The 23,919-nt window shown below is 53.8% G+C and carries 22 protein-coding genes; 14 read left to right on the forward strand and 8 right to left on the reverse strand.

Going from position 1 to position 23,919, the window contains the following annotated elements; genetic code table 11:
* Window positions 1-515: 515 nt before the first annotated feature.
* Together AC56LN_RS22475 and AC56LN_RS22480 are read right to left on the reverse strand one after the other, a co-directional pair.
* Entirely contained in the window at window positions 516-785 is a 270-nt protein-coding gene (locus AC56LN_RS22475; protein WP_499574791.1) for a hypothetical protein, read from the reverse strand.
* A 184-nt stretch (window positions 786-969) separates the two neighbouring features.
* Window positions 970-1,140 (reverse strand): hypothetical protein, encoded by a 171-nt coding sequence (locus tag AC56LN_RS22480; protein ID WP_499574792.1) that lies wholly within the window; start codon window positions 1,138-1,140, stop codon window positions 970-972.
* 737 nt (window positions 1,141-1,877) lie between these two features.
* Between AC56LN_RS22480 and AC56LN_RS22485 the strand changes: the two genes are divergently transcribed.
* Window positions 1,878-2,168 (forward strand): hypothetical protein, encoded by a 291-nt coding sequence (locus AC56LN_RS22485; protein ID WP_499574793.1) that lies wholly within the window; start codon window positions 1,878-1,880, stop codon window positions 2,166-2,168.
* Window positions 2,169-2,990: 822 nt separating this feature from the next.
* On the opposite strand, the gene AC56LN_RS22490 is transcribed toward AC56LN_RS22485, so the two are convergent.
* The gene (locus AC56LN_RS22490; protein WP_499574794.1) at window positions 2,991-4,016 is read right to left on the reverse strand and encodes an IS110 family RNA-guided transposase; all 1,026 of its coding nucleotides are present in this window, start codon (window positions 4,014-4,016) and stop codon (window positions 2,991-2,993) included.
* Window positions 4,017-4,216: 200 nt separating this feature from the next.
* Here AC56LN_RS22490 and AC56LN_RS22495 point away from each other — a divergent pair, with 200 nt between their 5' ends.
* A complete protein-coding gene (locus tag AC56LN_RS22495; protein ID WP_499574795.1) occupies window positions 4,217-4,387 on the forward strand; it encodes a DUF8220 family protein in 171 nt (56 codons plus the stop codon).
* 1,232 nt (window positions 4,388-5,619) lie between these two features.
* On the opposite strand, the gene AC56LN_RS22500 is transcribed toward AC56LN_RS22495, so the two are convergent.
* Together AC56LN_RS22500 and AC56LN_RS22505 are read right to left on the reverse strand one after the other, a co-directional pair.
* The gene (locus tag AC56LN_RS22500; protein WP_499574796.1) at window positions 5,620-6,312 is read right to left on the reverse strand and encodes a nucleotidyl transferase AbiEii/AbiGii toxin family protein; all 693 of its coding nucleotides are present in this window, start codon (window positions 6,310-6,312) and stop codon (window positions 5,620-5,622) included.
* Window positions 6,305-6,523: a hypothetical protein gene (locus tag AC56LN_RS22505; RefSeq protein ID WP_499574797.1), complete on the reverse strand. Its 219-nt coding sequence runs from the start codon at window positions 6,521-6,523 to the stop codon at window positions 6,305-6,307. The genes AC56LN_RS22500 and AC56LN_RS22505 overlap by 8 nt, the downstream gene beginning before the upstream one ends.
* 286 nt (window positions 6,524-6,809) lie before the next feature.
* Between AC56LN_RS22505 and AC56LN_RS22510 the strand changes: the two genes are divergently transcribed.
* The 5 genes from AC56LN_RS22510 to AC56LN_RS22530 all read left to right on the forward strand — a co-directional run bounded on the left by AC56LN_RS22510 (window position 6,810) and on the right by AC56LN_RS22530 (window position 11,566).
* Window positions 6,810-7,436 (forward strand): tyrosine-type recombinase/integrase, encoded by a 627-nt coding sequence (locus AC56LN_RS22510; RefSeq protein WP_499561092.1) that lies wholly within the window; start codon window positions 6,810-6,812, stop codon window positions 7,434-7,436.
* A gap of 206 nt (window positions 7,437-7,642) precedes the next feature.
* Window positions 7,643-7,972, forward strand: coding sequence for an H-NS histone family protein (locus AC56LN_RS22515; RefSeq protein ID WP_499561090.1), 330 nt, complete (start codon window positions 7,643-7,645; stop codon window positions 7,970-7,972).
* A 140-nt stretch (window positions 7,973-8,112) separates the two neighbouring features.
* Window positions 8,113-8,679: a hypothetical protein gene (locus AC56LN_RS22520; protein ID WP_499574798.1), complete on the forward strand. Its 567-nt coding sequence runs from the start codon at window positions 8,113-8,115 to the stop codon at window positions 8,677-8,679.
* A gap of 440 nt (window positions 8,680-9,119) precedes the next feature.
* Window positions 9,120-9,224 (forward strand): excalibur calcium-binding domain-containing protein, encoded by a 105-nt coding sequence (locus tag AC56LN_RS22525; protein WP_312183871.1) that lies wholly within the window; start codon window positions 9,120-9,122, stop codon window positions 9,222-9,224.
* A gap of 590 nt (window positions 9,225-9,814) precedes the next feature.
* The gene (locus AC56LN_RS22530; protein ID WP_499574799.1) at window positions 9,815-11,566 is read left to right on the forward strand and encodes a diguanylate cyclase; all 1,752 of its coding nucleotides are present in this window, start codon (window positions 9,815-9,817) and stop codon (window positions 11,564-11,566) included.
* A gap of 352 nt (window positions 11,567-11,918) precedes the next feature.
* On the opposite strand, the gene AC56LN_RS22535 is transcribed toward AC56LN_RS22530, so the two are convergent.
* A complete protein-coding gene (locus AC56LN_RS22535; RefSeq protein WP_499574800.1) occupies window positions 11,919-14,159 on the reverse strand; it encodes a DOMON domain-containing protein in 2,241 nt (746 codons plus the stop codon).
* A gap of 1,194 nt (window positions 14,160-15,353) precedes the next feature.
* On the opposite strand from AC56LN_RS22535, the gene AC56LN_RS22540 reads away from it, so the two are divergent.
* From AC56LN_RS22540 to AC56LN_RS22560, 5 genes are all read left to right on the forward strand, one after another.
* Complete coding sequence (locus AC56LN_RS22540; RefSeq protein WP_367608846.1) at window positions 15,354-15,719, forward strand: helix-turn-helix domain-containing protein; 366 nt, start codon at window positions 15,354-15,356, stop codon at window positions 15,717-15,719.
* Window positions 15,720-15,877: 158 nt separating this feature from the next.
* On the forward strand, window positions 15,878-16,576 hold the full coding sequence (locus AC56LN_RS22545) for a hypothetical protein (RefSeq protein ID WP_499574801.1): 699 nt from the start codon (window positions 15,878-15,880) through the stop codon (window positions 16,574-16,576).
* Window positions 16,573-18,552, forward strand: coding sequence for a hypothetical protein (locus AC56LN_RS22550; protein ID WP_499574802.1), 1,980 nt, complete (start codon window positions 16,573-16,575; stop codon window positions 18,550-18,552). The genes AC56LN_RS22545 and AC56LN_RS22550 overlap by 4 nt, the downstream gene beginning before the upstream one ends.
* A gap of 1 nt (window position 18,553) precedes the next feature.
* Window positions 18,554-19,534, forward strand: coding sequence for an ATP-binding protein (locus AC56LN_RS22555; protein ID WP_499574803.1), 981 nt, complete (start codon window positions 18,554-18,556; stop codon window positions 19,532-19,534).
* On the forward strand, window positions 19,531-20,886 hold the full coding sequence (locus tag AC56LN_RS22560) for a TniQ family protein (RefSeq protein ID WP_499574804.1): 1,356 nt from the start codon (window positions 19,531-19,533) through the stop codon (window positions 20,884-20,886). The genes AC56LN_RS22555 and AC56LN_RS22560 overlap by 4 nt, the downstream gene beginning before the upstream one ends.
* A gap of 103 nt (window positions 20,887-20,989) precedes the next feature.
* Here AC56LN_RS22560 and AC56LN_RS22565 read toward each other — a convergent pair whose 3' ends face one another.
* Entirely contained in the window at window positions 20,990-22,057 is a 1,068-nt protein-coding gene (locus AC56LN_RS22565) for a cation efflux transmembrane domain-containing protein (RefSeq protein ID WP_499574805.1), read from the reverse strand.
* Between the two features lie 101 nt (window positions 22,058-22,158).
* A complete protein-coding gene (locus AC56LN_RS22570; protein ID WP_040778152.1) occupies window positions 22,159-22,572 on the reverse strand; it encodes a MerR family transcriptional regulator in 414 nt (137 codons plus the stop codon).
* Window positions 22,573-22,691: 119 nt separating this feature from the next.
* Here AC56LN_RS22570 and AC56LN_RS22575 point away from each other — a divergent pair, with 119 nt between their 5' ends.
* Window positions 22,692-23,399: a TolC family protein gene (locus AC56LN_RS22575; RefSeq protein ID WP_499574806.1), complete on the forward strand. Its 708-nt coding sequence runs from the start codon at window positions 22,692-22,694 to the stop codon at window positions 23,397-23,399.
* A 131-nt stretch (window positions 23,400-23,530) separates the two neighbouring features.
* Complete coding sequence (locus AC56LN_RS22580) at window positions 23,531-23,887, forward strand: efflux RND transporter permease subunit (protein WP_499574814.1); 357 nt, start codon at window positions 23,531-23,533, stop codon at window positions 23,885-23,887.
* Window positions 23,888-23,919: the final 32 nt, after the last annotated feature.

The raw sequence follows: 23,919 nt of genomic DNA on the forward strand, positions 1-23,919 counted from the left end.
ATCGGAACGTTCGACAATCCAGAGTGCCAGCACATCTGTAGCAATAACCTGTCGCTGATCGAACACGAAAAGCAGTATTTTCGACAGCCATTGAGTGCTTAGAAAAAAACTCATGGAAATTAAATTTTCAGGAAAACTAAACGTCTTAATTCGAAAAAATATTGACAGATCCGCAGGGTCGCTTCTCTTGGAATTGTCATCAGAATTTTACAACTAAGCTAAAATTTACAGATATGAACTATCTTCGGGCTTAGATCTCGCTAGGAGTTTCACGCGGGAATTATTGATTCAGCAAGAGGTAAAGAGGCAAGCTTTAGGAGCTAGAATCGCTACTCAGCCTGCCGTGTCTGAAGCAATTGAATAAGGTTCGCGCACTTTTCGAAAATCTAAAGAATCAGGTAAAAGGTAGCACGCGAAAATTTCAAGCAGGCCATACCTGAGATGGTGCAGGTATGACCTCGCATTGTTATTGCCTGATTTTATGGCTGCCTGAGATTTCAATAAATCAGGTATAACTAGTCGGTTTCATTGCCACCTTTCTTAGGTTTTGGATTGTACGGCTTTGCAAGCTCCTCCCTGAACTCTCTGATTGCAGAGATAAAGGGTTCAAAGAAAAGAATAGTGTCTTTGCGGGCCACTTCCTTCAGATGAGCCCAAAGGTTAGTTTGCTTGGGATCAAAGCGTGGCGTGGGATCGACTAGCGACTTCCACGGAGCCTTAAAAAATCCTTTAATCGGCGCGATGGATAAACGTCCAATGCGTTTTATTCGTGTAGCTAGGGTCAATTTTGCCTCCAGTGCATGTGATCGAGAAGCCACGAATTCAAGTCGGTGGTCCTTGATTTAAGTATAAATTTTTAGTCGCTCCCAAACCTACATTGGTACGTTCAGAGAGGGTCGTGCAGTATGGGTAGGCTCTGCAAGCCAGCTTTTAACGGACTTACCTACCCAGTGCTACGGCATCTAAAAATTATTCGTTATAGTTAACGCTGGCAGGGTTCCAGCTCGCATTTTCGTAATCGCTATTGTTGTCTTCTTCTTTAGTGATGACTGTAGGGCCACTAAACATTAAAAGAATGATTGCTCCCGCTACGAACAGTTGCGCAAAAGTTAAATCCAAAATTGCGTAAAGAAAATCCATTTTTTGCTCCATAGGTTTAAGAAAGTTCAACTGCAAGACCTATATTAATCCGCGATTCTCATCGCGCAAGTCAACAGCGGATTGACACTATAACGCTTCCTATTGCTAGCAAGCTGCAGATAGTTGCAACGCCGACAAGCCAGTGCAAACATTAAAAAAAGTCACTCTGTTAAATTAGCAAGCAAATCGAGGCTGGTCTAATAACTATAGTGCCGAATCCAAGACAAATCGGAATGATCAACTTTAACGAGATGCGCTTTCCGATCGACGTGGTATTGATCTATATCCGGGGGCACGTGGCGTGCTCGTTAAGTTACAGGCTCCTGTAGGAAAAGGGCCATCGTTCACCAAATGCTTTCCCTGCTTGAGCGCGGCGAAGCGCATCTCCGCAAGGATGCAAAGACTCCGTTCCAGAAGCACGTTCAAACACACAGATTCGAGTACCAACGTATTCGATCGTGAGCCAGGGAAGGCCCAGCGCTAGCACCTTCGAAGTGCAGTGCTGCGTTTCCAGCTCAACATTGCCACGGGCAAGGGTACGAACCGCAAGCTGGCCGAGAAGGATGCTGCTGCGAAGTATTGAAGAAATGCGGAACGGCTAAAATTTTTTGCCGTAGCGGACGAGTCCGACATCTTATTGCCTGCGCCCCGTCGTTTCCTTCAAAAGCTCGTTGGCGCCGCCGCATGCATCACAGCGTCTGCGTTCGGCTAGACGCCCGACTTCTGGCTCCTACCGCGTGAACTATGGCTCTCTCGGCCTGCCGCAAAAGGTCAGCCTCTTGACGAGCAGGTGCGCGGCAGATGGCAGGATCATTCCGGAGGGATATATCGAGATCTGCCGCATTCTGCGTGATGTGCAGGCAGAACAAGCTGTCCGGTTCGACCTAGTGATGCTCGACATTTCCCGAGGCGCCTATGGGTGGCTGCGTACTAACGGCGTCGCCAAGCCATTGATCATCAACAGCGGTTACAGGAACCTTCGCACGAGTGCCGATGAATGCGGAAAGCGCAACAGCCTACACTTCTAAGCACAGACGCTGGTACCGATTGAGGGTGGGAGCGCAGAAGCGCTGAGCCGGTTTGTGCGCTACTTGGGCGGGGGAGGGGCGGGAGGCTACCCATCCAGCTTCGCCGCGCTAAACAAGATGTGAGTAGCTTACAGTTGCGTCGGTGATTGGCAAGCTTCCGAAAGTCGATTCTTCGGCCAAAAACGGTTTCGCTTTGCCCGCAGGAAATAAAAATTCGTTTAATTATCAGTGACTTATAAGACAATGGTGATGGACACCGTGTCCATCGATCCGCTAGGCAGCAGGCTGCACGAGGTAAATCAGAGCTAGATGCCCGGCGGTTTCCGAGGCTTTCTTGCTCGTCCGCGCGCTGCGGAGCGTTATCGAAAATCCCAAATACTTCCTTACGCAGCACTGTAAAGGTGTGATGTGCCACGCTGGTCTGGTTTGTTATCTCTCAATTCATAAGTTGTCTTAGCCTGTCGCCACAAAGCAAGGCACTGGAGCGAACCAAGTAGCAAAAACGTCGTGCCCAAGACAATAGAGGGTTTGAAGCGGTCTTCATTACCATTGTCTGTATATGGACTCCTCCTCGTTTGCAAGCAATCCGTTTTCAGGCCGTGAGGTACGACTGCTCACGTATATCCGGTCTCGTACTGCTGCACCTGCTTCAGGCGCTGGACCCTGATGGGCTATTCGCGCGCTGACTCCCTATCGCTTTGACGGGCTCGAAGGCCTCAGACATTATCGGGTTTCATCAGCGCCGGTTCGACCTGTTGGCCATCATGCGGCTTGTCATGCAATCGTGGTTCGGATACTACTTCAGTAGTTCTAAAGCTATGCTTACGCGGCTTGAGATCGGTAATCGGTCCCTTTGGTCAGCATTGCCCAGGCGATGCGCGCGGTCTTACTCGCTAACACCACTGCGGCGATATTCGGGTGCCGTGTCGTGGCAATGCGGATTACCCATGTGCTCAATCGATCCGTTTTCGCCTGTGCGGTTCGTATGACCGCTCGGGCTCCATGCACGAGTAAACTGCGCAGGTAAGCGTCGCCGCGCTTGCTAATGCCGAGCAATCGCTGTTTTCCTCCTGAGCTGTTTTGTTTGGGCGTGAGCCCGAACGAAGCAGCCATCTCGCGCCCGCTAGCAAATTGGCTGGCGTCACCTACTGTAGCCAGCAGAGCCGTTGCGGTCAGCGGCCCGATACCACGTACTTGCTGCAGGCGTATAGCGACCGGGTCTTGCCGAGCAATCTGTCCAATCTCCCGGTCGAGTTCTTCAACTCGTTCATCGAGTGCCTTCAGATCTCGCCACAGACCATGCAAAAGCCGGCGAAAATGCTCGGTCAAACCATTTTCCTGATCCTCAAGCCAGCGCGGGATCGCTGACCTCAGGTGAAGCAGTTCTTTCGGCGCCACCAACCCATATTCAGACGCTAAGCCGCGCAGCTGGTTTGCCTTGGCCTTGCGCTGATCCATCAAGCCTGAGCGCACCCGGTGTACGGCCTGGATATCTTGCTGCTCGACGGTTTTGATGGCCACCAAACGCATGCTCGGCCGACTCATCGCCTCACAGATCGCTTCTGCATCGTTTGCGTCGTTCTTGTTGCTCTTGACGTAGGGTTTAACGAACTGCGGAGCGATTAACTTCACCGTATGTCCCTGTGCTTGCAGCATCCTCGCCCAATGATGTGCGCCGCTACATGCTTCCATCCCGATCTCGCAACCCGGCTCAATCCTTTCGAGCAGTTCCTTGATCCAATCACCACGGACCAGCTTGCGCCGCGAGACCGTCTTTTCCGAGCGGTCTACGCCGTGCAGTTGAAAGACATTCTTTGCCAAATCGACTCCAACGCGGATAAGCTTCATGGTGGACTCCTTCTTTCCAAACCGGTTTTGTGGAAACTCCAGTTTGGCACTAACGTGCCCTCAAGGGAGGAGGAGTCCATCCCATTGCTTTGGGTCGATTCCAGACTGTCGCGGCCACCGCTGGCTTCTCAATCGAACAACCTGCTATGCTGGTTCGAACCACCGGGTTGGCCAAGAGCAGACGGAGGAAGGAACCATGCGTGAAGAATATTCAGATTTTTGATGGTGCCGCTAACGCGGTATGTGACATCTTCGCTGCGACTGATGAGGAATTCTCCCTCATCTTCCAAGATGGCTTAGACATAGCTTTTATCGATGAAGGCTACAAAAACCATTCGTCGCGAACATTGGATGCGCCGCTTTCACAGTAATTTCGAAACGCCGTGTACCCAAGCGCGAAGTGATGGGCATTGAGGGCATTCTCTTCTAGGGAAATGAACACAGGAAGGTCTACGATCCTTCGTGTTGCGTTGCGATGAGCAGACAGTCAATCCAGGTCGATAACGTTTAGAGAAATTTTCTTAATTGCAATCTTCTAAACTATAGTGAATGTCAAAGCAGCAAAAACGAATGCATTCCCAGGCTCAATCCGTTAGCCAAGTTGTTATTCTGAAACTATTTTAAGACGAATTGCAAGGTTATTTGTATTGACGGCAATCATAGATAAGTAAATATAAGCTAAAATGTAGTCTTATTTTTACAATGATCTACGGTGGCACATTCTATTCTTATCGTCGAAATCGATGATCTAATCCGTCAAACAATTAGCGACGTTTTCGAGTTTTTCGAATACCGTACTATCGTTACTAATTCCCATGACATCGCTTTGAGTATGCTGTTAGGTGTATGGTTTGGAACAATAATTTTCTGTCCAACTAGGGACGATCCAGATGGCAGGCGATTCGCTTGGGAAGTAAAAGCAATACAGCCAAACATCAAGACTATCGTAATAAGCGGACTTGGACGCCTTGAGCACCTATCTCCATATGTTGATGCGTTCATTACCAAGCCCTTCTCAGTTGTAGATATCTTAGGCACGATCCGAACAGTACGGGCTGAAAGTCAGGAGGATTTTGACTACAAGACGCCTCAGTCAAGAAAATAAACCAAGCCATTCGATTCAATACGATGATAATTTTCGATAACAGACCTCCGCAGTATATGACTTCGGCAGAGCTTGAAGAAGCAGTCCGACGACGCCGTGACCATACCAAGAAGTTAGTTGTGGAAGCACGCAAACGTAGAGCTGCGTCGTCTAATTCTCCTCTTGCTAACCAAGTCGAAAAACCGATATATAGTTGAAACAAACGATACTTGACCGTCAGCACTCAGCTACCTTCACATTAGCGGGAATGCTCCGCTCCACAGTCCGCTGAGGGTTGGGAGCAGCCAGCCACGGGCCTGCCTCTGTTGGTGGCGTTAAGACAGGTAAGACACGCGAGCCGCGGCTAGCCGGATAATTGCCTAGGGGAACGGAAGCGGGTGCGTCGCAATTTTCGTCCGGGTTCTCAGGCGCTACCGATGTCACAAGAGCACTGCCATACACGGCACGCACGCCACGCGTGGCCGCGGCGATTACCTCCGTCGCGCTTGCCGATGGCGGCTATGACGACGTGAATGACGCCTCTCCCCGCAGGACTGCCGGGATCTGCTCCACGAGCTCGAGCGCCATGTGCATCTTAACTAAGCACTGCGCCAAGTAAGCGCGATCGCTCACCATCTCGATTGCGCCGTGGAAGGCACGATCTGATGACGAACCGTAAGCCTGGCGTACCTTATCCCAGGCTGCCTCCGGTACTGCACCCCAATGACCGATCATCATGGCCAGATCGATGATGTCTCGGCTAGCCACTGCCTTGTCGCGGTACCGATCGGTGTTGGCCAGTAGCTTTTCAGCGTACATATCGGCGCGAGAGAGGGTCGGCACACCTGTCGCCGTGTTCATCTCACCTTCAATCTGGATACGTCCCTCGCTGACAATCTCGAACTTCACTGGCACGTCGTCGATGCGCAGAAATGTGCGTATGCCGTACCGGTCCGCGCGTACCTCGCGCGCTAACTGCACCGGCCGGGAGAAGATAGCGCCTAAGGACGTGTCATGGATTGTATTGCGCAGCTCGCGATAGCCTTCTTGAGAAGCGCAGAGAAAGTCGATGTCGACTGATTCCCGGTATTCGTTCAAAGCAAGCACGATCGCGGTACCGCCGCCGAAGAAGCACTTGTTCTGGGAGAGGAAGTCGGCGTCGAGGGCGGCCAGCAGGAGCTGAATGCGATTATGGTGGTCGCGCTTAAACATTCATCAGCCCATGGCCACAGGTCTCCGTCAGGCCATCGATCAGCTCGCGCTCCTGGTCATCCAGCTGTTTGTGGTCGACGAAACGCCAGTTGCTCTCGTAGAGCCCGAAAGCCTCTTCTGCCGTGATGACATCGTCCGGCCGCCGGCTCCAGGCAAGCAGAGCCAGTTGTGGGTAGTCCCCGATCTTCAGGGTGAGCGGTGGGATTTTCATGAGAACGATTATCGGTCTTCCCGGCAGAAAGTCAACGCCTTGCCCGTGCACTCCTGATGAGGGTCCAAATTACCCGAGACCCGTCAACCCAGGAAAATCGGTTCACTTTGCTATCAATCAAAGCTACTGGCTTCCAGCGTCACCCCAGGAGGGGTGACGGTTGTTGAACGATTTTCATTTAAACCGTACTTGAAGGTCCGCAATGGGTTGGGTGACGCCATCCGACTCCGTCCGTAACTACAGCAAGAGTACGCCAAAATAAGGTCCGATTCCTAAGGAGGACCTCATGAAACCGTGCATGCAGACGTCGGCTTCTCAAGCTGCCTGGAATAAGGGGAAACTGGTTGGCCAGAAAAGTCCATTGAAATTGAAAGAGATATGGGCCATCCGAATTCGCCTACAGTTGACTGAACAAGTCAGGGATCTTGCCCTATTCAACTTGGCAATCGACAGCAAATTGCGCGGCTGTGACCTGCTGAGCTTGAAAGTTAGCGACATCGCACAGGGACGTAGCATCATGCATCGTGCGATAGTCATGCAGCGTAAAACGCACCGTCCAGTACAGTTTGAAGTCACTGACATGACAAGGCAGTCGCTGTTGGCATGGATTGACCGAGCCAAGCTTTCTAACAACGCGTTCCTCTTTCCAAGCAGAGTCAAGCGGTCGCCGCATTTGTCCACGCGCCAGTACGCTCGCATTGTCAGACGGTGGATTACTTCAATAGGGCTTGATGTCGCAGCATACGGCACCCACACCATGCGTCGAACGAAAGCGACACTCATCTATCGAAGGACCAAGAACCTTCGTGCGGTTCAGCTTCTGCTAGGGCATACCAAGCTCGAAAGCACAGTTCGATACCTTGGCATCGAAGTTGATGACGCACTTGAAATTTCCGAGCAAACTGAGGCTTAGACCTACTGCCACCGGCCGATGTCGGGGGGGTATTCTGTCAACCTGATCGTTTGCTCAAGGTAGTAGGGCAGATAACTCAAATCATTCCGCATGCTTTGTTCAGGCCCTTTAGAAGACCGCTGACGGTGCTTCGTAAGACATGTGAATTAATGAGCACGTAGTAGAATCGGCACCAGAACGTTATAACTTACTGAAAAGGAAACAAAATGACTAAGATCGACCTGTCAAGCTACAGCCTTAGCGAACTGAAGGAACTCCAGCATGGCATCGGCCAAGAAATCAAGAACCGTCAACAAGGCGACTTAGCAAAAGCACGTCAGCAAATTCTCTCGATTGCACAGGACGTAGGCGTGACAGTCGAGGAATTGCTCGCAGTAAATTCGAAAAAGTCGTCGAACGGGAAAGGGCAAAAGGTAGAGCCGCAGTACCACAATCCAGCTGAAAAAGGTCAAACTTGGTCGGGCCGTGGGCGCCAGCCGAAATGGATCGCAGAAGGCATCGCTGGCGGCAAGCAACTGGCAGACTTCAGAATCTAATTTCAACGGTACACAGGTATATTTCTCCGTGCTAGCTCAACCGACAGCAGTTGTTGAATACGCAACTTTCGGCCAAAAGCGGCCCTTTGGAAGCACTGCAGTGAGATGATTTTAGCCAGCAGTATTGATGAAGGATTCTGATGTTTCTCGTCCGTTGTGAAGCCAGATGTGATGAAGCTACGGCATTCCCGTCAAGGCTGCGCTCTGCCGTGCGTGACGCTGTTGCCTCCGTGACTATCGGCGAGTGGCATCCGCCCAGACATGCGTTCATGGTCAACGTGGAGGGCGAAGCGCTTCGCATACCTTATCGGGTCTACTACGATCCTGACCTATTACGTCGGCAACTAAGGGAGTTGCAGGCTGCAGCTAGGCTAATACTCCTGTGCTTGGGGACGCGCCATTACGACGGCTATTTACGTCAAGAATGTCTTCGGGAATTGGTTAAAAACGAAGCGCCCTGGCTCACGCCGTATGTTCTTCAGCTTGCTGGCGAATACGTTGTCGAGATTATAGAGGACGTCGCTAACGCCATTGGCGAGCACAATCCTGCCACGCTGCGGGCTTTCGCATTGGAGAATTCTTCATATCTGGCGACACTTGGACGCCGAATCACAAGTTACTGGAGCTACCACCGACATGCTTATCCGGAGCGCCATTCGTATCCAGGAGCCAAGGTTTTAGCTGTCCTGAATGCTGCTTTGGAATGACTGTTTAGGGTCGTCGATTCCGGCCTGTCGCGAACGCCGTTGGATTTTCAACCTGGCAACCTGCTATGCTGGCCTGAACGGCCGGGTTCGGCCAGTAGCGGTCCTTCGCAAACGGCCGAGACTAGCGAGAAGCAGATGCTTGAAGGCATGAGAATGTGTGAGCTTTCTTCGAAGCATTTACGCTATGCTTTGCCGTGTTCATCCATTACCCATTCACCCAAGCCAAACCTTTGATGATAAAAAAGATAATTTTTTTAGTGATTGTTGTAACTTTGGGTTGGAAAGGATACGAAAAATACGGCCACAGTGTGAGTCAGATTAAGGCTACCTCGGAACATTCGTTCGATGCGGAAGCTGAGGTTGAAGATGCCTCCGACATCGATATCAGGTCTTCTAGCCAACGCACATTCATATGTGACGGCCGTGTCTACTGCAGTCAGATGAAATCCTGCGACGAAGCAAAGTATTTTCTTGAGCACTGCCCTAACGTGAAGTTAGACGGGAACCATGATGGCATCCCATGTGAGAAGCAGTGGTGCAGCTAATTTAAGAACGGTTTCGGCCAAAAGCGGACGTGTCGCCTGCAACAGGCGGCAGCAATCAGATGGCAATGCTTAATGACTCTACGGACAGGAATATCATCATGAATTTAATGGAATGGCTTGCCTCCTATCGGCCATTATTCACAGCGCTACTGGTAGTGTGCAGCGTCATCAATACCCAGCTTTACTTTCATCACGTAGGTAGTGGCCGAACGAGGCGAGATAAATTCGGGTATTTCAGGTATTTCTGGCAGCTGTGGCGAGCCGGCCAGCGAGACGGGCAGATCGCCATGTGCCTACTGTTCGTGGCCGTGGTTTCAGCGTTTATCCTGATAGGCACCGTTTTGGTCTGAATTTCCCTTGGACGTTCAGTTAATTTGCAAGTGTCTGCAACGGGTCGGTTCCTGCCCTTCGTGACAGTCCGCGACTTTTGCACCTTGGTGACCTGATATGCTCAGCTGAACGGCCGGGTTCGGCCAAAACCGGACATTTGGCCCCATCGTCCCAACAGACGCGGAAACAGGCAGCTTTTGCAACTATCGCCAGCGCATTGCCGGGTTATGATTGCTTACGATTAATTATTTCCCTATGGCATGCCCCCCCGACTCGATCCCAGCCTGAAACTATTCGGTGCCCTGATTGTCATCATTGTTGCCTGCCTTGCCACACTGCCATGTATCAGCAGCTATCAGGCGAACACTACTTTGCATGCGCTTCAGGAGGGAGCGAAAAAGGAGCGCGCATACAATCTCGCATTGAGCTTGCTAAAGGATGCCGAGACTGGTCAACGCGGCTTCCTGATAGGCAGCGATGAGAGCTTCTTGGAGCCATACAACGTCGGCGTCGCGGGCATTCCCGCTGCACTCGAGGATTTGCAGCGGCTCGCCAGTTCAGACCAAGAGCGCACCCTGGTGACACGCCTCACCAATTTAAGTCGAGCCAAAGTTCTCGAGATGGACCGCACCATTCAGCTTAAGAGGACAGGCGCAAGCCAAGCGGCTATCGATGCAGTAGCCAGCAAACGGGGCAAGCTCTTAATGGACGAGCTGCGCATTCTATTTGGCCGCCAACTTCATGGACTGGCCGAGAATCGCAAGGTGCTCCGTGAGGAACTATCTACTACGCTGGGTTACAACTCTGCGCTTGGTATCGGCGCTGCCATTGCCAGCTTTGTCGTGATCGTCGCGACGGTGCTCATCGTGACAAGGAGCTTGAACAAGCAGGCGGAAGTGGCTCACCAGTCGCAGTTACTGGCCGAGAGCAATGCCCTACTGGCGCAGCAATCGACCGTGCGAGCAGAGCGTTTGACGGTAACGGCCGATATGTTGCACGCGCTGGACAGCGTTAAGGTACCGTCCGAACTAGCCCGCATGCTTCCAGTATTCCTTCGCAAACTACTGCCAGACACGGGTGGCGCGGTGTATCTCTACCGCAATTCGCGCGACGCGCTGGAACTGAACGCATCATGGAACCTGAATGATAAAGCGCCTCCCAGCATGGCGCCCGGTGACTGTTGGTGCTTGCGGCTGGGGAAAATGCATGTAGCCACAGCGCATCACGACCTTTTCTGCGATCACGGTGCCCCTTGGATAGGCAAGTATTCAAGCCAGACGTGCGTCCCCATGATCTCTCAAGGCGACGTAGTAGGTGTTCTAATGATCTTAGGCGATCAGAACAAAGAAAATTCGGGCGATAGCATGCACATTAGCACGCTGGCAGAGCAGCTTAGCTTGGCGATCAGCAATGTCTCGCTGCGGGACACTCTGCGCCACCAGTCAACAGTCGATCCGCTCACTGGCCTGTACAACCGCCGCTTCTTCGACGAGTCGCTCAAGCGGGAGCTGGCACGCGCGCAACGTAGCCAGAGTGCCTGTTCAGTAGTAATGATTGATCTGGACCATTTCAAGCGCGTCAATGACACCTACGGCCATGAAGGCGGCGATCTGGTACTGAAGGCGGCAAGTCAAGCGATCCAGCAACGGGTGCGCGCAAGCGACGTAGTGTGCCGCTATGGCGGAGAAGAACTGGTGCTAATGCTGCCGGACTGCAGTGCAGAGGAGGGGCGGAAGTGCGCGGAGGGGATCCGCTCTTCTCTTAGCGGTATGGTGATTCAGCACGCGGGACAAACAATTTCGGGCATTTCAGCATCGTTCGGCGTGGCACAGTGGCCCGGTCATGGCAACGGCGAACGGGATCTAATATCTGCTGCTGACCGCGCTTTGTACGCGGCAAAGAAAGGTGGGCGCAACAAAGTGATGGTCGCTGAAGTTGTGACGCCGGAGCTAGAAGACGAACACTTACAAACGAGGCGAGAGACTACTTTAGGCGTGGGCGCAACAGTATAGGACTAGCTTTCGCTAAACAGTGCAGTCAAGGTCCGCTTAGGGTCGGTAGCTGCCTGTCGTGACAGTCAGTGCTTTTTCAAGCCAGGCAACCTGCTATGCTGCGCCGACCGGTTGAATCCAAGGCCGATACCAGCTGTTCGCCAGACGGCCGAATTCGGCCAGGCTTTGTAGCACGCAAACTTGACATCGATTTTGAGACACTCAGCCGTTCGAAACGTAGTTACGGCGTTCTCTCGAGTTCAGAATGTGATAGAGCGCCCCTGAAAACACGATGACCGCATGTTTTTTCACAGCCTGAGCCAGGAAAAGACTTTCGTGTCCTGGAATGAGTGGGCTGAATTGACTAGCGTGCTTAAACTTCCCACTGAAATTTCAAAGTCAGCGACTTGTTGGTGGTATTCGGATCGCGAGTCCCATCGCGCGAAAAGCCCACCGACATTGAGCGGCCATGCCGCCACAAGTGGCGGTATAACAGTGAGCGGTGAATCTGCCGGTCGGCCCACGGTTCAAGCCCCGAAACGCCATCGTTGCGGCGCGCGGCCGAGGTAGTTTGCGCCAGTAGCCGCAGCGAGTCCGCGGCCGTAAAATGCAGCATGCCCAGCGCGCGCCAGCCATTGTCGACGAACGCCGGTCGACCAAGCGTACCCTCTACCCAGGCGCGGTTTACCCGTAGATCCGTCTCAATCGACCAGCCCCGTGTACCGGGTAGTGGTAGGCGCAAGCCTAGGTCTATGGTGGCGTTGCCGCCGCTATCAACACGGTCTGCGTCGACGTCGAGCTGACGCCCGAGCGTCACTTCCGCATTTAACCTAGTCATCCACGACAACGGAGACGATTCGAAACCGAAGTGCAGCGCAGGCACATCATGCAGGCGCCCCAAGCGGTGACTGCGCTGCTGGTCGAAACCGAGGTTGGCCCACAGGTTGGTCTGGCGACCGGCACGGAACCAGATCCCCGGTTGCAGCTTGCGTTCGACAACTTGGTTGGCCTGCTGGTCCAGCCGGCTATCGGAAAGGGTGCGAATCTCGTGCACACCCAAGTGCACCTCAAACTCGTAGAGTTCTAGCTCCGCGCCGCTCAGTGCTAGCGTGCTTGCGCCCAGTCGCCGAGCGAGATTGATGTCGGTCTTGAGCACACCCGTCTGTGGCACGAAGCCGTTGTCATTGATGAAACCTGGCATGATCGCTTCCAGCTGCAGCTCGTTCCACCAGTCGTCGCTGATACTGGTGAATTTGCCGAGCGCATAGCCGCCATGGCGCGTGGTTATGCGCGTGCTGCGCGCCACCGGTTCTTCCACAAAGCCAGTGCTGGTTTGCGAATGCATCAGCAACCACGAAGCCTGCTTTCCGTCGCTCCGCCACTGGCCGTCAACACCCGCCACTTCGTTGCTGCCTGCGTTGCCGTAGCCGCGCTGCGAAACAAACGCTCCCATCACTGTGTTAACGCCGTGCCAGCGCGTGCGTACCATACTCGCTAGCGTGCGCTGGGTTTGTGCGTATTCGGCAGTTTCGTATGCGCCACCGCGCAGCACCACGCCGCCGTCCTGGTCGCGCAAGCTCATGGCGGTGGCGTCAGCGCCGGCGTCCCGCCAGGTGGCGCGCAAGCCCCATTCCGGATCGGCCACGGTACGCGAATAAAACGCCGACAGCGGCAACCCCAGCACGTCGGAACTTTCCAGGAAAAAGCCGCGCTTTTCCGGCAGGCTCAGTGCGATTCGGCTAGCGCCCGATGATGTTGGCTCGTCGATTTCTACCTGCGAGAAATCGGGATTGAGCGTCGCATTAAACACCCAGTCAGCGCGTGGCCGGGCGTTAATCTCTAGGCCCATGCTGGCACGGTCGCCGCGCTGGCGCCCCGTTTCGTTGCGGTCGCGGTTTGAGCGTATGGTTAGTTCTGGCTTGAGCTCAAAGAAGCTGCGGTCGCGCACCGCCGCCACCGTGTCACCCATGCCACCCACGTCCTGCAGCAGCGCGATGTGGCTCAGTGAGCCATTCTTGAGAGGGGTGCTGGTGAGAAGAAGACCATCGGCGTGCGGCACGCTGCGCTCGATCATCACGCGCCAGGTCTTGCCGTCGGCATAAGGGAACCGCAGGTTCGACAGCGGCCAACGAATTTCCATGCTGTAACCATCGGCCAGCCGCCTGACCGCCGCGTCGATAGGAAAGTCTGGCCCCAAGTCTGACTCGTCCAAGTCGACACGATACATGCCGTCGCTGAATACGCCGCCGATATTCACGCGCACAAACTGTGCAGCGCGGCCGTGCCCCGTTGGATCGAGCCACACACCAATAAAATCCTGGTCCGGGCCCACCTTGTCGCGCCGTGTGAGTGTACCGAGCATGCGCTCGGGCGTATCGTCCCAAGCGCGGATGCCAAATACCAGCGCGCCCTCATCAATCAGTAGTTGTACCGTGGTGCGCAGGTTAGCCGGCGCAGGCTTGCCGTCGGTTGGAAGAAACTGGTGGAAAGCATCAAACATGGGCGCAGTGCGCCAAGCGTCTTCATCAAGCGCGCCATCGACGCGCAAATTAGCGCTGCGGTCAGCCAGCATGGCAGGCAATGGTGGCAACGGCGAGTTGTGTTTATCTAGCATCACGGCAGCCACTTCGCCGGTGGCCAACATAGCGACGATGGTTGCAGTACCTGCCGTTCGAAATAACCTATAAATTGACTCCACTGTCGCCCCTGTTTTTGCGCAGTAGTATAAAGCAACAAATATCTCTTCCTGATGTTATTAAAAGTCGCGATGTGACCGTACGGTCGCGTCTTCGCTAGGCTTTGTTCGACAAAGCCAACGAAATAAGTAAAAACAGTACTCGTACCTAAATCAGGTGACGTAATTTTCGACTAAGTGATTGAATTGTTTGGGATACGTGCAAAAGTCATCTATTTTGAGTACTTTGGCACTTCTCTCGTCGGCAACATTGTACCTAAATATGGTGACTTAGTAGACGGGATCGAATTCAAACCTAAACACGTAGACTTAGCGCACATCCCCGCATTTTCCTTGACCTGCTAGTTAGCAAGACGTTGGCAGCACAGGGCAAATCGAAACCAGCTCAGCTTTCAAATATCCTCGCAATAGTCACCCTCCGTACGAAGTTCAAGCTTCATGGATTTAGCAAAACATCGAGCATCAGTCGCATTCAATTTTCCTATCGAAATACCAATTTCCAGGAGTAATCATAATGCTCCTTGGTAGAGCTGCCGACGCGGCTACGCCGATTTAATCCAAAGTTAGTCATTGATGTCGGAAAAAGTTACTTTTCAGGTGCTTGGCGCGGAAGATTGCTGCGGGACGGACCCACTGTCCTCGTAGGCATGGCGAAACCGAACCCTAGGCCAAGCAGCGTCGCCTTAAAGGTTAGTTTTGAGCGATTCGTCTAGACGTTATCTAGATAATCCGTAGTTGGTTTTTGACGTTGGAAAAAGTTACTTTGCAGGTCTGCACGCGAAGGCCCTCTGCCAGACAGATGCTCTGTCCTCGTAGAGATGGAGAAACGGAACCCTCGGGCCAAGCAACGACGCCCCAAAAGTTAGTTTTTGGCGAATCGACCAGACGTTATCTAGACATCTGCCCTCATGAGCACCGCGTTCTTGTCTCGCGACTGAATATACGCGGTGCAGCCTTTGAAACACGTACCCAGATATTATCTGGGGCGGTCTTCGTGGCAGAAAAAGCAGTATCTCCAGTATTATCTAAACCCAGAAAATATTTTGCTTGCGGAATACCGAAAGCAGTTGTATAAACTGCATTCGCACTCACAATCAGCATCCGCTTTAAAACATGCGAGCAGCCGAAACTAACTTTGGCAGTGAATTGTACGCCCTAAGAATTCGTACAGGCGTGACGCAAGCAGACGTCGCCTCTCGTGCTGGATTGGGTAGAGGCTACTACTCGCAGCTGGAAAATTCAAGAAAGGGGCCGCCTTCGACGCTCCTCTTGTGCCGCATCGTCGAGGCGCTAGAACTGAGCGACGCTGAGTCGCACCGTTTGTTCGCTGTCGCGGTTGCAGATCGGTGCGCCGCAACTTGCCACAGTTCTGTGGCCTCGATCTCTATAGCACCACTCGTGAAGTCATTGATTCAATCAGCGCCCAGGATTACACACGAGCAAACGGTGCGTATCGCAGCGATCCTTAAGGAGGAATAAATGTAGAAAACGACGAACCCCCTACAACTGAGATCCGCCGCTTTCTGGCCGAGATAGTATCTTCGAACGTGGAAATTCTAAGATATCGCTCTCCGGCCGGACGGTCAACTGTTGTTTTCAAAAAAGCTGCATCCGTCTATTAACAGGAGGGTAGAGCAATGGTGAAAGCAGTCTTAGAACGCGTTTCCTCAAGTGCGCATGCTCGGGAAACTCTTACGCCTTTGTCCGCGATACGCAAACGCGCGGCCAAGGTATCGAATCTCTGGATCTTCGATTCCCCCAAGAATAATCGGCGCCTTACCGTGTCCGGTGACGTGCCCTTCATGCACTTGATGCTACTTGAAGGTGATACGGGCGTTGCTGGTTACGAACTCGTCGATGATCCTTTTAAAGTTGCTTCAAACAGTGATGCCGGCTATGTCAGGGTACGCAGCCGCGACGGCGCTGAGCATTGGATCGTCATAGCTCGTTCTGGGCGCTCTTCATCAGGCAAGGACAGTGGTCCTTCGATTTCGGAGAACTTGCGAGAGAAGGCATCATTGGCCGGTGTCGAAGTTCATGCGCGTAGCGAACTTGAACTGCTTGGGAAGGAAGTCTTCCTGGACAACTGGCTCATGCTCTGCGCAATCATGACCCGTGCCAAAGCATATCCCACGTATCGTGAAACCGAGCTGTTCTTAGCATTAATGTCACGACACGGCGCGTTACGCGTACAGGATGTCTTGGCCGACGCCCGGGCCGATCGAAGCATCATGCTTGCCGTGGTGGCCAGGGCGCTCCAGGACGGCACGGTGCATAGCGATCTGACTCGCCGCCTATTCGGGACTCACTCGCAACTCGACCGGGTGCGGTCATGAGTGTCCCACGTAGCCGGACCCTTATTCCTGCTGCCTTTGCGGACCTGTCGCGGTGGCCAGCACCTGATGAGGAAGTCCTGAATGAAGAGATCCTGCGTATTTACCGACCTCGTAAGCTGGCTGTCGCAATGTATGCGGACGGAGTCGCGCACGAACAGATCACAGCTGCTACGGCGATACCGCGCCAGAAGATTTTCTACCTGGTTGGCCGATGCATGGCTGGTGGTGAGGACGGCACGATCGCCGGCTTTCGTGCGCTGGTGCCTTGGAAGCGTTTACGCGGCTACGAGCGCCGTGCTCCAGTTGTCCATGAGCTAGGTGAAGGATCGGGTGGGTGTGCAGGTGCTCTATCGCAGCTGTTCGCGCGATTTCCCGAAGTGGAGCTACACATTCGGAACCGCTTTCTTGGCACTGGAGAGCGTTCGGTTCGAGTAGTTCGGATCAGCTACGCCGAGCTTCATGGTGAATTTCTTGACCAGCTACGCTCACTGGGTTTTACGTCAGAGGACTGGCCATTCAGTACGAAGAACTGCGGATACAAGTCTCTTCGGCAATTTTGTATTGGTTTGCTGAGCGAGAACGCAACGCGCTGGTTCTCGGCTCGCTCTGGAGAGGAAGCGGCGCGTCGACATGGGATCGGTTCTGGGCGGCGCAGCCTTTTTCCGCAGCTTCGCGGCTATGGGGCATGCCAACTAGACTTTCATAAGGTCGACGCAGGTTCAGTTCTGATCCTGGAGACCGAAGATGGCGGACGATTACCAGTACCGCTTGCTCGCTGGCACATCGGCTTTCTTATTGAGGAGCGATGGAATCTTGTGCTGGGCGCGTTTGTAGCGCTCGAGGGGAACCCGAGCGGGGACAGTGTGCTAGAGGTGGTCGAGTCCGCGATACGTCCACCGGCCGAAGAAAGCGATGCGGCTACTTGCCCATTAACTATTGACGGCAAGGTTTTCCCCATACAAATCATGCCCGAGATAGCGTTCCAGGGCTTCGGCGTCCTGAAAATGGATAACGCATGGTCGAATGCGGCGACCGAAGTCGTCGATAACATTATCCGTACACTCGGTTGTGCGATCAACTTCGGTCCGGTCAAGGCGTGGTGGCGTAGGCATCCAGTTGAAAGGATTTTTGGCAAACTGAGCGAGCGTGGTTTAAAAAGACTGCCTTCCACATTCGGGTCTGGGCCAAAAGACACGCGCCGCAATAAGCCCGTCGAGCAGGCCGTGAAGTTCGAGATCACCATACGTGACCTCATTGATGTCATTTATGCCTGCATCAGAGAGCACAATGAGGAAGGGAATGAGGGTAACAATTTCTCTTCGCCGATAGGAGCGCTCCAGCATGGCTTGAATCGCTCCGATTCGGGAGTGTTTCTGCAGCCTTTACCCATTCCGGCGCAGCAAGACTTGAAGCTTCTTTCTCATGTCGAAGTTGTTAAGGTTTGCGGCAGCCGCAAGAATAACATCCGGCCTCATGTGACTCTCGGGCGATGGAAATATACAAACGCCGCGCTTGCGAACGCCTACGACCTCATCGACCGGCAACTCATCGTCTACTGCGATCGACGCGATGTCCAGGTCGCAAATGCGACCGTACTCGAGACGGGCGAAGAGCTCGGCGCTCTGCAGGGCCCGGCGAACAAGCAAGGACACCATATTTCCTGGCGTAACCGTGCACTTATGAACCAAGCAGGTCTGTCGCAGCGCCTGCATGAGAATTCGACGTCAGTAGCGGCACGCTGGTGCAATGGGAAGGCGGACGAGCTGCGCGAACGCAGCAAGCGTGCTCGAAACGCCAAGCGCGCTTCTAAGGAAGCGCTCTCCCTTTCCAAGGTCCAGGCCGATCAAAAGCGCATCGGTGATAAAGCGGCGCTAGGGGACTCACTGATACCTTCGCCGCCTGCAATCTCGCCCAAGACCGATAGCTTCTTCGATTTCGAAGCTCCCAAGACTGGTCCTACTTATTTAGGAGATTAAATTGACTGCCTTCGCTGACCTACTGACGATCGACCATCCGGCATTTAATCGAAATACTGTCCTATTGACGGAACCAATCAAGGAACTCTACCAAATCGTCCGCCACATCCTGCTCGTGCGCGAAAGCGGTTGCTGTTTCACTGCGCAAAGCGGTGTAGGAAAGACTCGCGCGCTCGTACTACTTGAACATTTGCTGCGTGACCGCATGCCCGAATTGGTGGTGATCCGGCATAACAGTTGGAACCAGCAGGTTTCATCGATCCGGGCATTCTTCAAACATTTTCTTACTGCGGTAGGTCACCCGGAGCTTCGTGGCGAGACCTTCGACCTGCGCCACCGACTTGTGCGACGCCTCATTGATCTGGCTCGGGTATATCAGTCACCGTTCGTCGTGCTCCTTATCGACGAAGCGAATGCCATGCGTCTCGAAGATTTTCTCTTCCTGAAAGACATCTACAACGAGTTGGACCGTGAAGGCGTCCAGTTGGTAACGATCATGATGGGACAGGACCCAGATTTTTCCGACGTTATCGGCCACCTTCGGGAGATGGGGAAGTCTGACCTCATCTCTAGATTTACACGGCGCCGTGAATCGTTTCGAGCATTCTCGTATAAGGAAGATGTGGCGTCAATTTTTACTCAGTATGATAGTTCCGTCTGGCCCGCTGAAACTTCCCAGACCTGGACCCAGTTCTTTATGCCGACTGCCTGGGACGCTGGATTTCGGCTGGAAAACGAAACCACAAGGTTTTTCGAAGCTGTGAAAAAATGTTCCCCGCATTCGGTCCACAAAGTGGGTTTTCCAGCCCGACAATTCTTCACGGCACTGCGGCGCTATCTCACGGTCCAGCACCATCGCGACGCACCGGGGGTTTTTCCAAGCTCGGACGCTTGGGACGACGCTGTTGACTTTGCACTTTTGGCGGACTCAATTGCCGAAATGAAAGGTGAGGCCAAGCGGGCACAAGGGAGACCGCGATGAAGATTTACGATAACGCCGTTAGAGAGTTTCCTTCCAACGCCGCGCTCGATTTGGTTCCCTTGCCGGAAGAATCGATGGTCTCCTCAATATGGCGATTCGCATGGCGTAACGGCCTCGGAGTAAAAGAACTGCTTACCCATTGCACGCACGGTGCGGGCTATCAGAAAGAGCATGCCACTTTTTCCTATAAGCGTGGTTTCGACCCGGACGTGTTCAGTCACAGCAGCTGGTGGATTGATGAGCCGAGTGAAAAAGAGGTATTCGGATCATCATCTGAAAAACATAGGTCTATATGGTGGAATACTGCGTTTCGCTATTGTCCCCTATGTCTAGGGCATCTTTATCACAGCTTCTGGCATCAATCGAAGTTCCTTTCCCACTGCCCGCTAGATGGAGCTGCACTGCGCGATACGTGTTGCTCATGCGGTAAGCATTTGCCCACTTACGGATTTCATCAAGAGATCCTAAGCAGGCCATACGTCTGCCCGCACTGCAACGGTCCCATCTCAGGCGTTGGATTGAGCGTGGATGCTCGGTTGGAGATACAGCAAAGCAAAAGGGAATATGCGCGGGCTTTTGAAAGTCTTGATCATTGGTGGGAGGAGTCGACAGCAGCACGCAATCAGCTGGAATCATTTTTGTCTTCACGGGCATATCATTTCTCGCCGTGGTTGAGGCCTGAAACTACATTGCTGCAGTGGGTTATTCACCAAGTCCCCCCGCCGGCAACGCTACCTTTCACGACACGCAAAGTTCCCCAACTCGTGGTCTTGACTTGGAGAATCGCTCTTGAAAGAAGCGACCCTATGAAAAGCGTCCTTTATCCGAAGCGTTGGAAAATTGAAAAACTTAATCTTGCACTAAAGGTTTATCGTGCAACGCTACGACGGTTACTTCGCGTAATCGCAGAATCGGAACCGTTCGACGATGAGGACTATGGTCGTCATCGAGCCGAATCCATCAGAGACCTTCTGAGTTCTCCCAGCGGCTGCAACATGAAACTATTAGCCTTTATCATGCTCAGAAACAGCTACGAGACCTATTTTAGTTTGATGCATGCATCGCCAAACCAAGCAGATTTCCAGGACTGGAATGTGGGATTTCCTTATGGGAACGAATTTGCACAGCGGGTAAGGATATGCTGGCGGGCGCAGTTCGTTGCCGAGTATGCAGCGTTCTATTGGTGGCTAGTCGCTGTGCGCGATGGGAGGAAAAGAGTTGGCGATTTCAGAAGAGAAACGGCGACAATGAGTCATGTTGATGTGAAGTTCGACGGAAGTAATGGCGACTATATTATTGGTAAGGTTGCCTTCCCAGCTGTTGATGGACTTCGGCTTAGCCTGTCTCCCTGATGTCATAGGTGGGCGAAGTCGGATAATGAAGTAGCTACCATGACCGGTGGTGGGCAGCTCGCCACCTACCGGTCAGCCAATCTTGCAACAAAAGCAGATTTCGCTATCTTAGTTTGAGGATCCGGCGCGCACCAGTGAGTACGATGACGGCGATGATGGTGCCCACAACGAGATCGGGGTAGGGCGAACCAGTCCAGGTAACCAACACTCCAGCGGCGATCACGCCGAGATTGGCGATAACGTCGTTGGCGGAAAATATATAACTTGCCTTCATATGCGCACCCCGATCACGTTTCTTGGCGATCAAAATCAGGCAGGCAGCGTTAGCAATGAGGGCTACTGCTCCAACGCTCATCATCAAAACAGATTCGGGCTCACTGCCAAAGAAGACACGTCGAACCACTTCACTCAGCGCACCTAGTGCGATCACGAGCTGAAGCCACCCAGCCACGTGGGCCGCACGAGTTTTTAGCGCAGCCGCGCGGCCAACCGCGTATAACGCTAAGCCATAGACCGCTGCATCGGCGAACATGTCGAGCGAATCGGCTACTAATCCTGCGGATTCTGCAATCAACCCCCATCCGAGTTCGACCACGAACATTACAGCATTTATAGCCAGCAGCAGCCGCAACGTTTTCGCCTCTGACGCGTCTCCGGCTTTATCGGAGCCGCTAGTCGATTGGGACAGGTCTGGTCGGGAACCAATCAGGTGGGCGCCCAAGTCTAACCGTGTCAGCTTCGACAATATAGGATCGATGTTTCCCGAGTGTGCTACGTGGAGCTGCCGTGCAGAGAGATCGAAGTTGAGCGAATGAATGCCGTCGACATCTGCTACCGCCATGCGAATCATGTTTTCCTCAGACGGGCAGTCCATCTTCGGTATTGCGAGCGTGCTGATCGTGCGTTGTACGGTAGAGCGTGGCTCAGCCGGACGTGAGCTGCGAAGCTCCACCCCCAGTCGCAAAGGTTGAAGGACGTCCAGAAGGATATCTGCGCTCCCACGGTGGAGCACTGTGACGGTTCGGGTATTGAGGTCGAAAGCGACATGATCGATGCCGTCGACTTTGTCCAAAGCCATCCGAATCAAGTTTTCTTCAGACGGACAGTCCATTTTGGAGACGAACAGCTCGGTTTCAAAGCCGCTTGAAGGCGTGGTCTGATTTTGTGTCATGAAAGTGAGTTTTTTGGTGGCTGGTTATTGGAGGGTAAACCTTCAACCAGCTTCAAGGTCAAGTGTGCTCAGGACCTGTGATTGGCACCACGCTGAGTGAGCTACCCGGCTTGTCCCGCCGGCGCGAGGGCATCAATGATCCCGCAATCGGCAAATCGGCCGCCCCGGCATGAAATCAGCAGACGGGAAAGGTGTTCTTTCAATAAGTTGAGGTCTCTGATCTTTTGTTCGACCTCGGCAAGGTGTTGTTCTGTCAGCGCTGTCACGGCGCAGCAGTCGCCGTCTCGCTGGTCGGAGAAGGCCAACAGGCTTCGAACCTGGTCGACCGTGAACCCGATCTCCCGTGCACGGCGAACAAAGCTCAGGCGTGCTACATCCTCGCTCCCGTACAGCCGGTAGTTGCTGCCGGAGCGGGATGGAGAGTCGAGCAACCCGATTTTCTCGTAATAGCGAATTGTCGCTGGGGGCATCTGCGCCGCAGCGGACAGCTGTCCTATCGTAAATGTGCGTGACATGTTCTCGACATTAAAGTGGCTTTAAGGTTTATAAATCTCATTTATTAATTCGTCAAGCGAATCCAATCAGGCGCATTGAGATCAACGCTTCCGTCGCCATGGCCCTAGTGGCCATGTGTATGGCCGCAGGCTCTGCCATTGCTGAGAGCACCCCATTGACACTTGCCGAAGCCGTCACCCGAGCCGGTAGCCAGGCACCGCAGTTGAAGGGCGCCGAAGCGGCCTTGCACGTGGCCGATGCCATTGTGCGCCAGTCTGGACTTCGATCGAACCCGACCCTTTCCCTTGAGGCCGAAAATGTCATGGGATCGCGACGTTACTCCGGTTTCGGTGGAGGAGAAAAGGCGGTCCGGCTATCGATGCCTCTAGAGCTCGGAGGTAAGCGGAGCGCCAGGATGCGCGTGGCACAGTCGCAGCGGGCCGCTGCCGGCATTGGGGCGCGCTCTGCTGAAGCGGAGCTGACAGTTCGGATTACCGAAGCGTTCGTTACCCTTGCTGCCAGCGAGCGCTATGTTGCAATCGCTAATGCTGGTCATGAGCTGGCAGCGCGTGCTCACCATGCAGCACGTGAAAGGGTACCGGACATCACCAATACGCAGGTGCAGATCAACGTCGTCGCACCAGCGCTCGCGCCGGCCGACGTCGAACGGCAGGTCACCTATCCGATCGAAACGGCGTTTGCCGGCATTCCCGGACTGGAATCCACGCGCTCGCTGAAGCGCGTGAATGCATCAATGCCGACGCGCGGCCGCCGGCCGGTGCATGGATTACCTGGGGCGGACAGGTTGAAAACCTCGAGCGTGCGCGGATGCGCCTGGCGGTCGTAGTACCGGCCTGCTTCGCACTCATCTTGGTGCTGTTTTATTCTGCCGTCGGTTCCTAGCGCGCTGCCGCGGTCGTGTTCACGGGCGTGCCTCTCGCCGGGATCAGGCGTATCGCCGCACTCTGATCGCGTGGCCTGCCATTTTCGATTTCGGCGGCCGTCGGATTCATCGCATTGTCCGGTGTTGCCGTCCTCAATGGGCTGGTGATGGCGGGTTTGATCGACGACCTGGCGAAACAGCTTCCGTGGGCCGAAGCGGTGCCCGAAGGTGCGCTGCGACGCCTGGGCCCCGTCTCAATGACGGCATTGGTCGCGTCGCTGGGCTTCGTGCCGATGGCATTGGCAACCGGCGCCGGCGCCGAGGTGCATCGGCCGTTGGCCACCGTCGTGATCAGTGGCTTGATCTCCGCCATGATCCTGACGCCGTTCGTGCTGCCAACGCTTTACCAGCGCTTCGCCCGTCCGCCCGAGAACGTGGCGGAGGGAATTTAATCAATCCGGCAGAGTGAACGCAACGACTCGGG

The sequence above is a fragment of the Telluria sp. ZT3P26 genome (genome assembly GCF_059686035.1).

Bases quoted from the DNA above. Each gene is read 5' to 3' on its own strand.
- AC56LN_RS22575 (WP_499574806.1), top strand. From the start codon at position 22,692: ATGGCCGCAGGCTCTGCCATTGCTGAGAGCACCCCATTGACACTTGCC.
- AC56LN_RS22570 (WP_040778152.1), bottom strand. From the start codon at position 22,572: ATGTCACGCACATTTACGATAGGACAGCTGTCCGCTGCGGCGCAGATG.
- AC56LN_RS22510 (WP_499561092.1), top strand. From the start codon at position 6,810: ATGAAACCGTGCATGCAGACGTCGGCTTCTCAAGCTGCCTGGAATAAG.
- AC56LN_RS22480 (WP_499574792.1), bottom strand. From the start codon at position 1,140: ATGGATTTTCTTTACGCAATTTTGGATTTAACTTTTGCGCAACTGTTC.
- AC56LN_RS22520 (WP_499574798.1), top strand. From the start codon at position 8,113: ATGTTTCTCGTCCGTTGTGAAGCCAGATGTGATGAAGCTACGGCATTC.
- AC56LN_RS22530 (WP_499574799.1), top strand. From the start codon at position 9,815: ATGCCCCCCCGACTCGATCCCAGCCTGAAACTATTCGGTGCCCTGATT.
- AC56LN_RS22500 (WP_499574796.1), bottom strand. From the start codon at position 6,312: ATGTTTAAGCGCGACCACCATAATCGCATTCAGCTCCTGCTGGCCGCC.
- AC56LN_RS22535 (WP_499574800.1), bottom strand. From the start codon at position 14,159: ATGCTAGATAAACACAACTCGCCGTTGCCACCATTGCCTGCCATGCTG.
- AC56LN_RS22565 (WP_499574805.1), bottom strand. From the start codon at position 22,057: ATGACACAAAATCAGACCACGCCTTCAAGCGGCTTTGAAACCGAGCTG.
- AC56LN_RS22515 (WP_499561090.1), top strand. From the start codon at position 7,643: ATGACTAAGATCGACCTGTCAAGCTACAGCCTTAGCGAACTGAAGGAA.
- AC56LN_RS22550 (WP_499574802.1), top strand. From the start codon at position 16,573: ATGAGTGTCCCACGTAGCCGGACCCTTATTCCTGCTGCCTTTGCGGAC.
- AC56LN_RS22545 (WP_499574801.1), top strand. From the start codon at position 15,878: ATGGTGAAAGCAGTCTTAGAACGCGTTTCCTCAAGTGCGCATGCTCGG.
- AC56LN_RS22525 (WP_312183871.1), top strand. From the start codon at position 9,120: ATGAAATCCTGCGACGAAGCAAAGTATTTTCTTGAGCACTGCCCTAAC.
- AC56LN_RS22560 (WP_499574804.1), top strand. From the start codon at position 19,531: ATGAAGATTTACGATAACGCCGTTAGAGAGTTTCCTTCCAACGCCGCG.
- AC56LN_RS22540 (WP_367608846.1), top strand. From the start codon at position 15,354: ATGCGAGCAGCCGAAACTAACTTTGGCAGTGAATTGTACGCCCTAAGA.
- AC56LN_RS22505 (WP_499574797.1), bottom strand. From the start codon at position 6,523: ATGAAAATCCCACCGCTCACCCTGAAGATCGGGGACTACCCACAACTG.
- AC56LN_RS22490 (WP_499574794.1), bottom strand. From the start codon at position 4,016: ATGAAGCTTATCCGCGTTGGAGTCGATTTGGCAAAGAATGTCTTTCAA.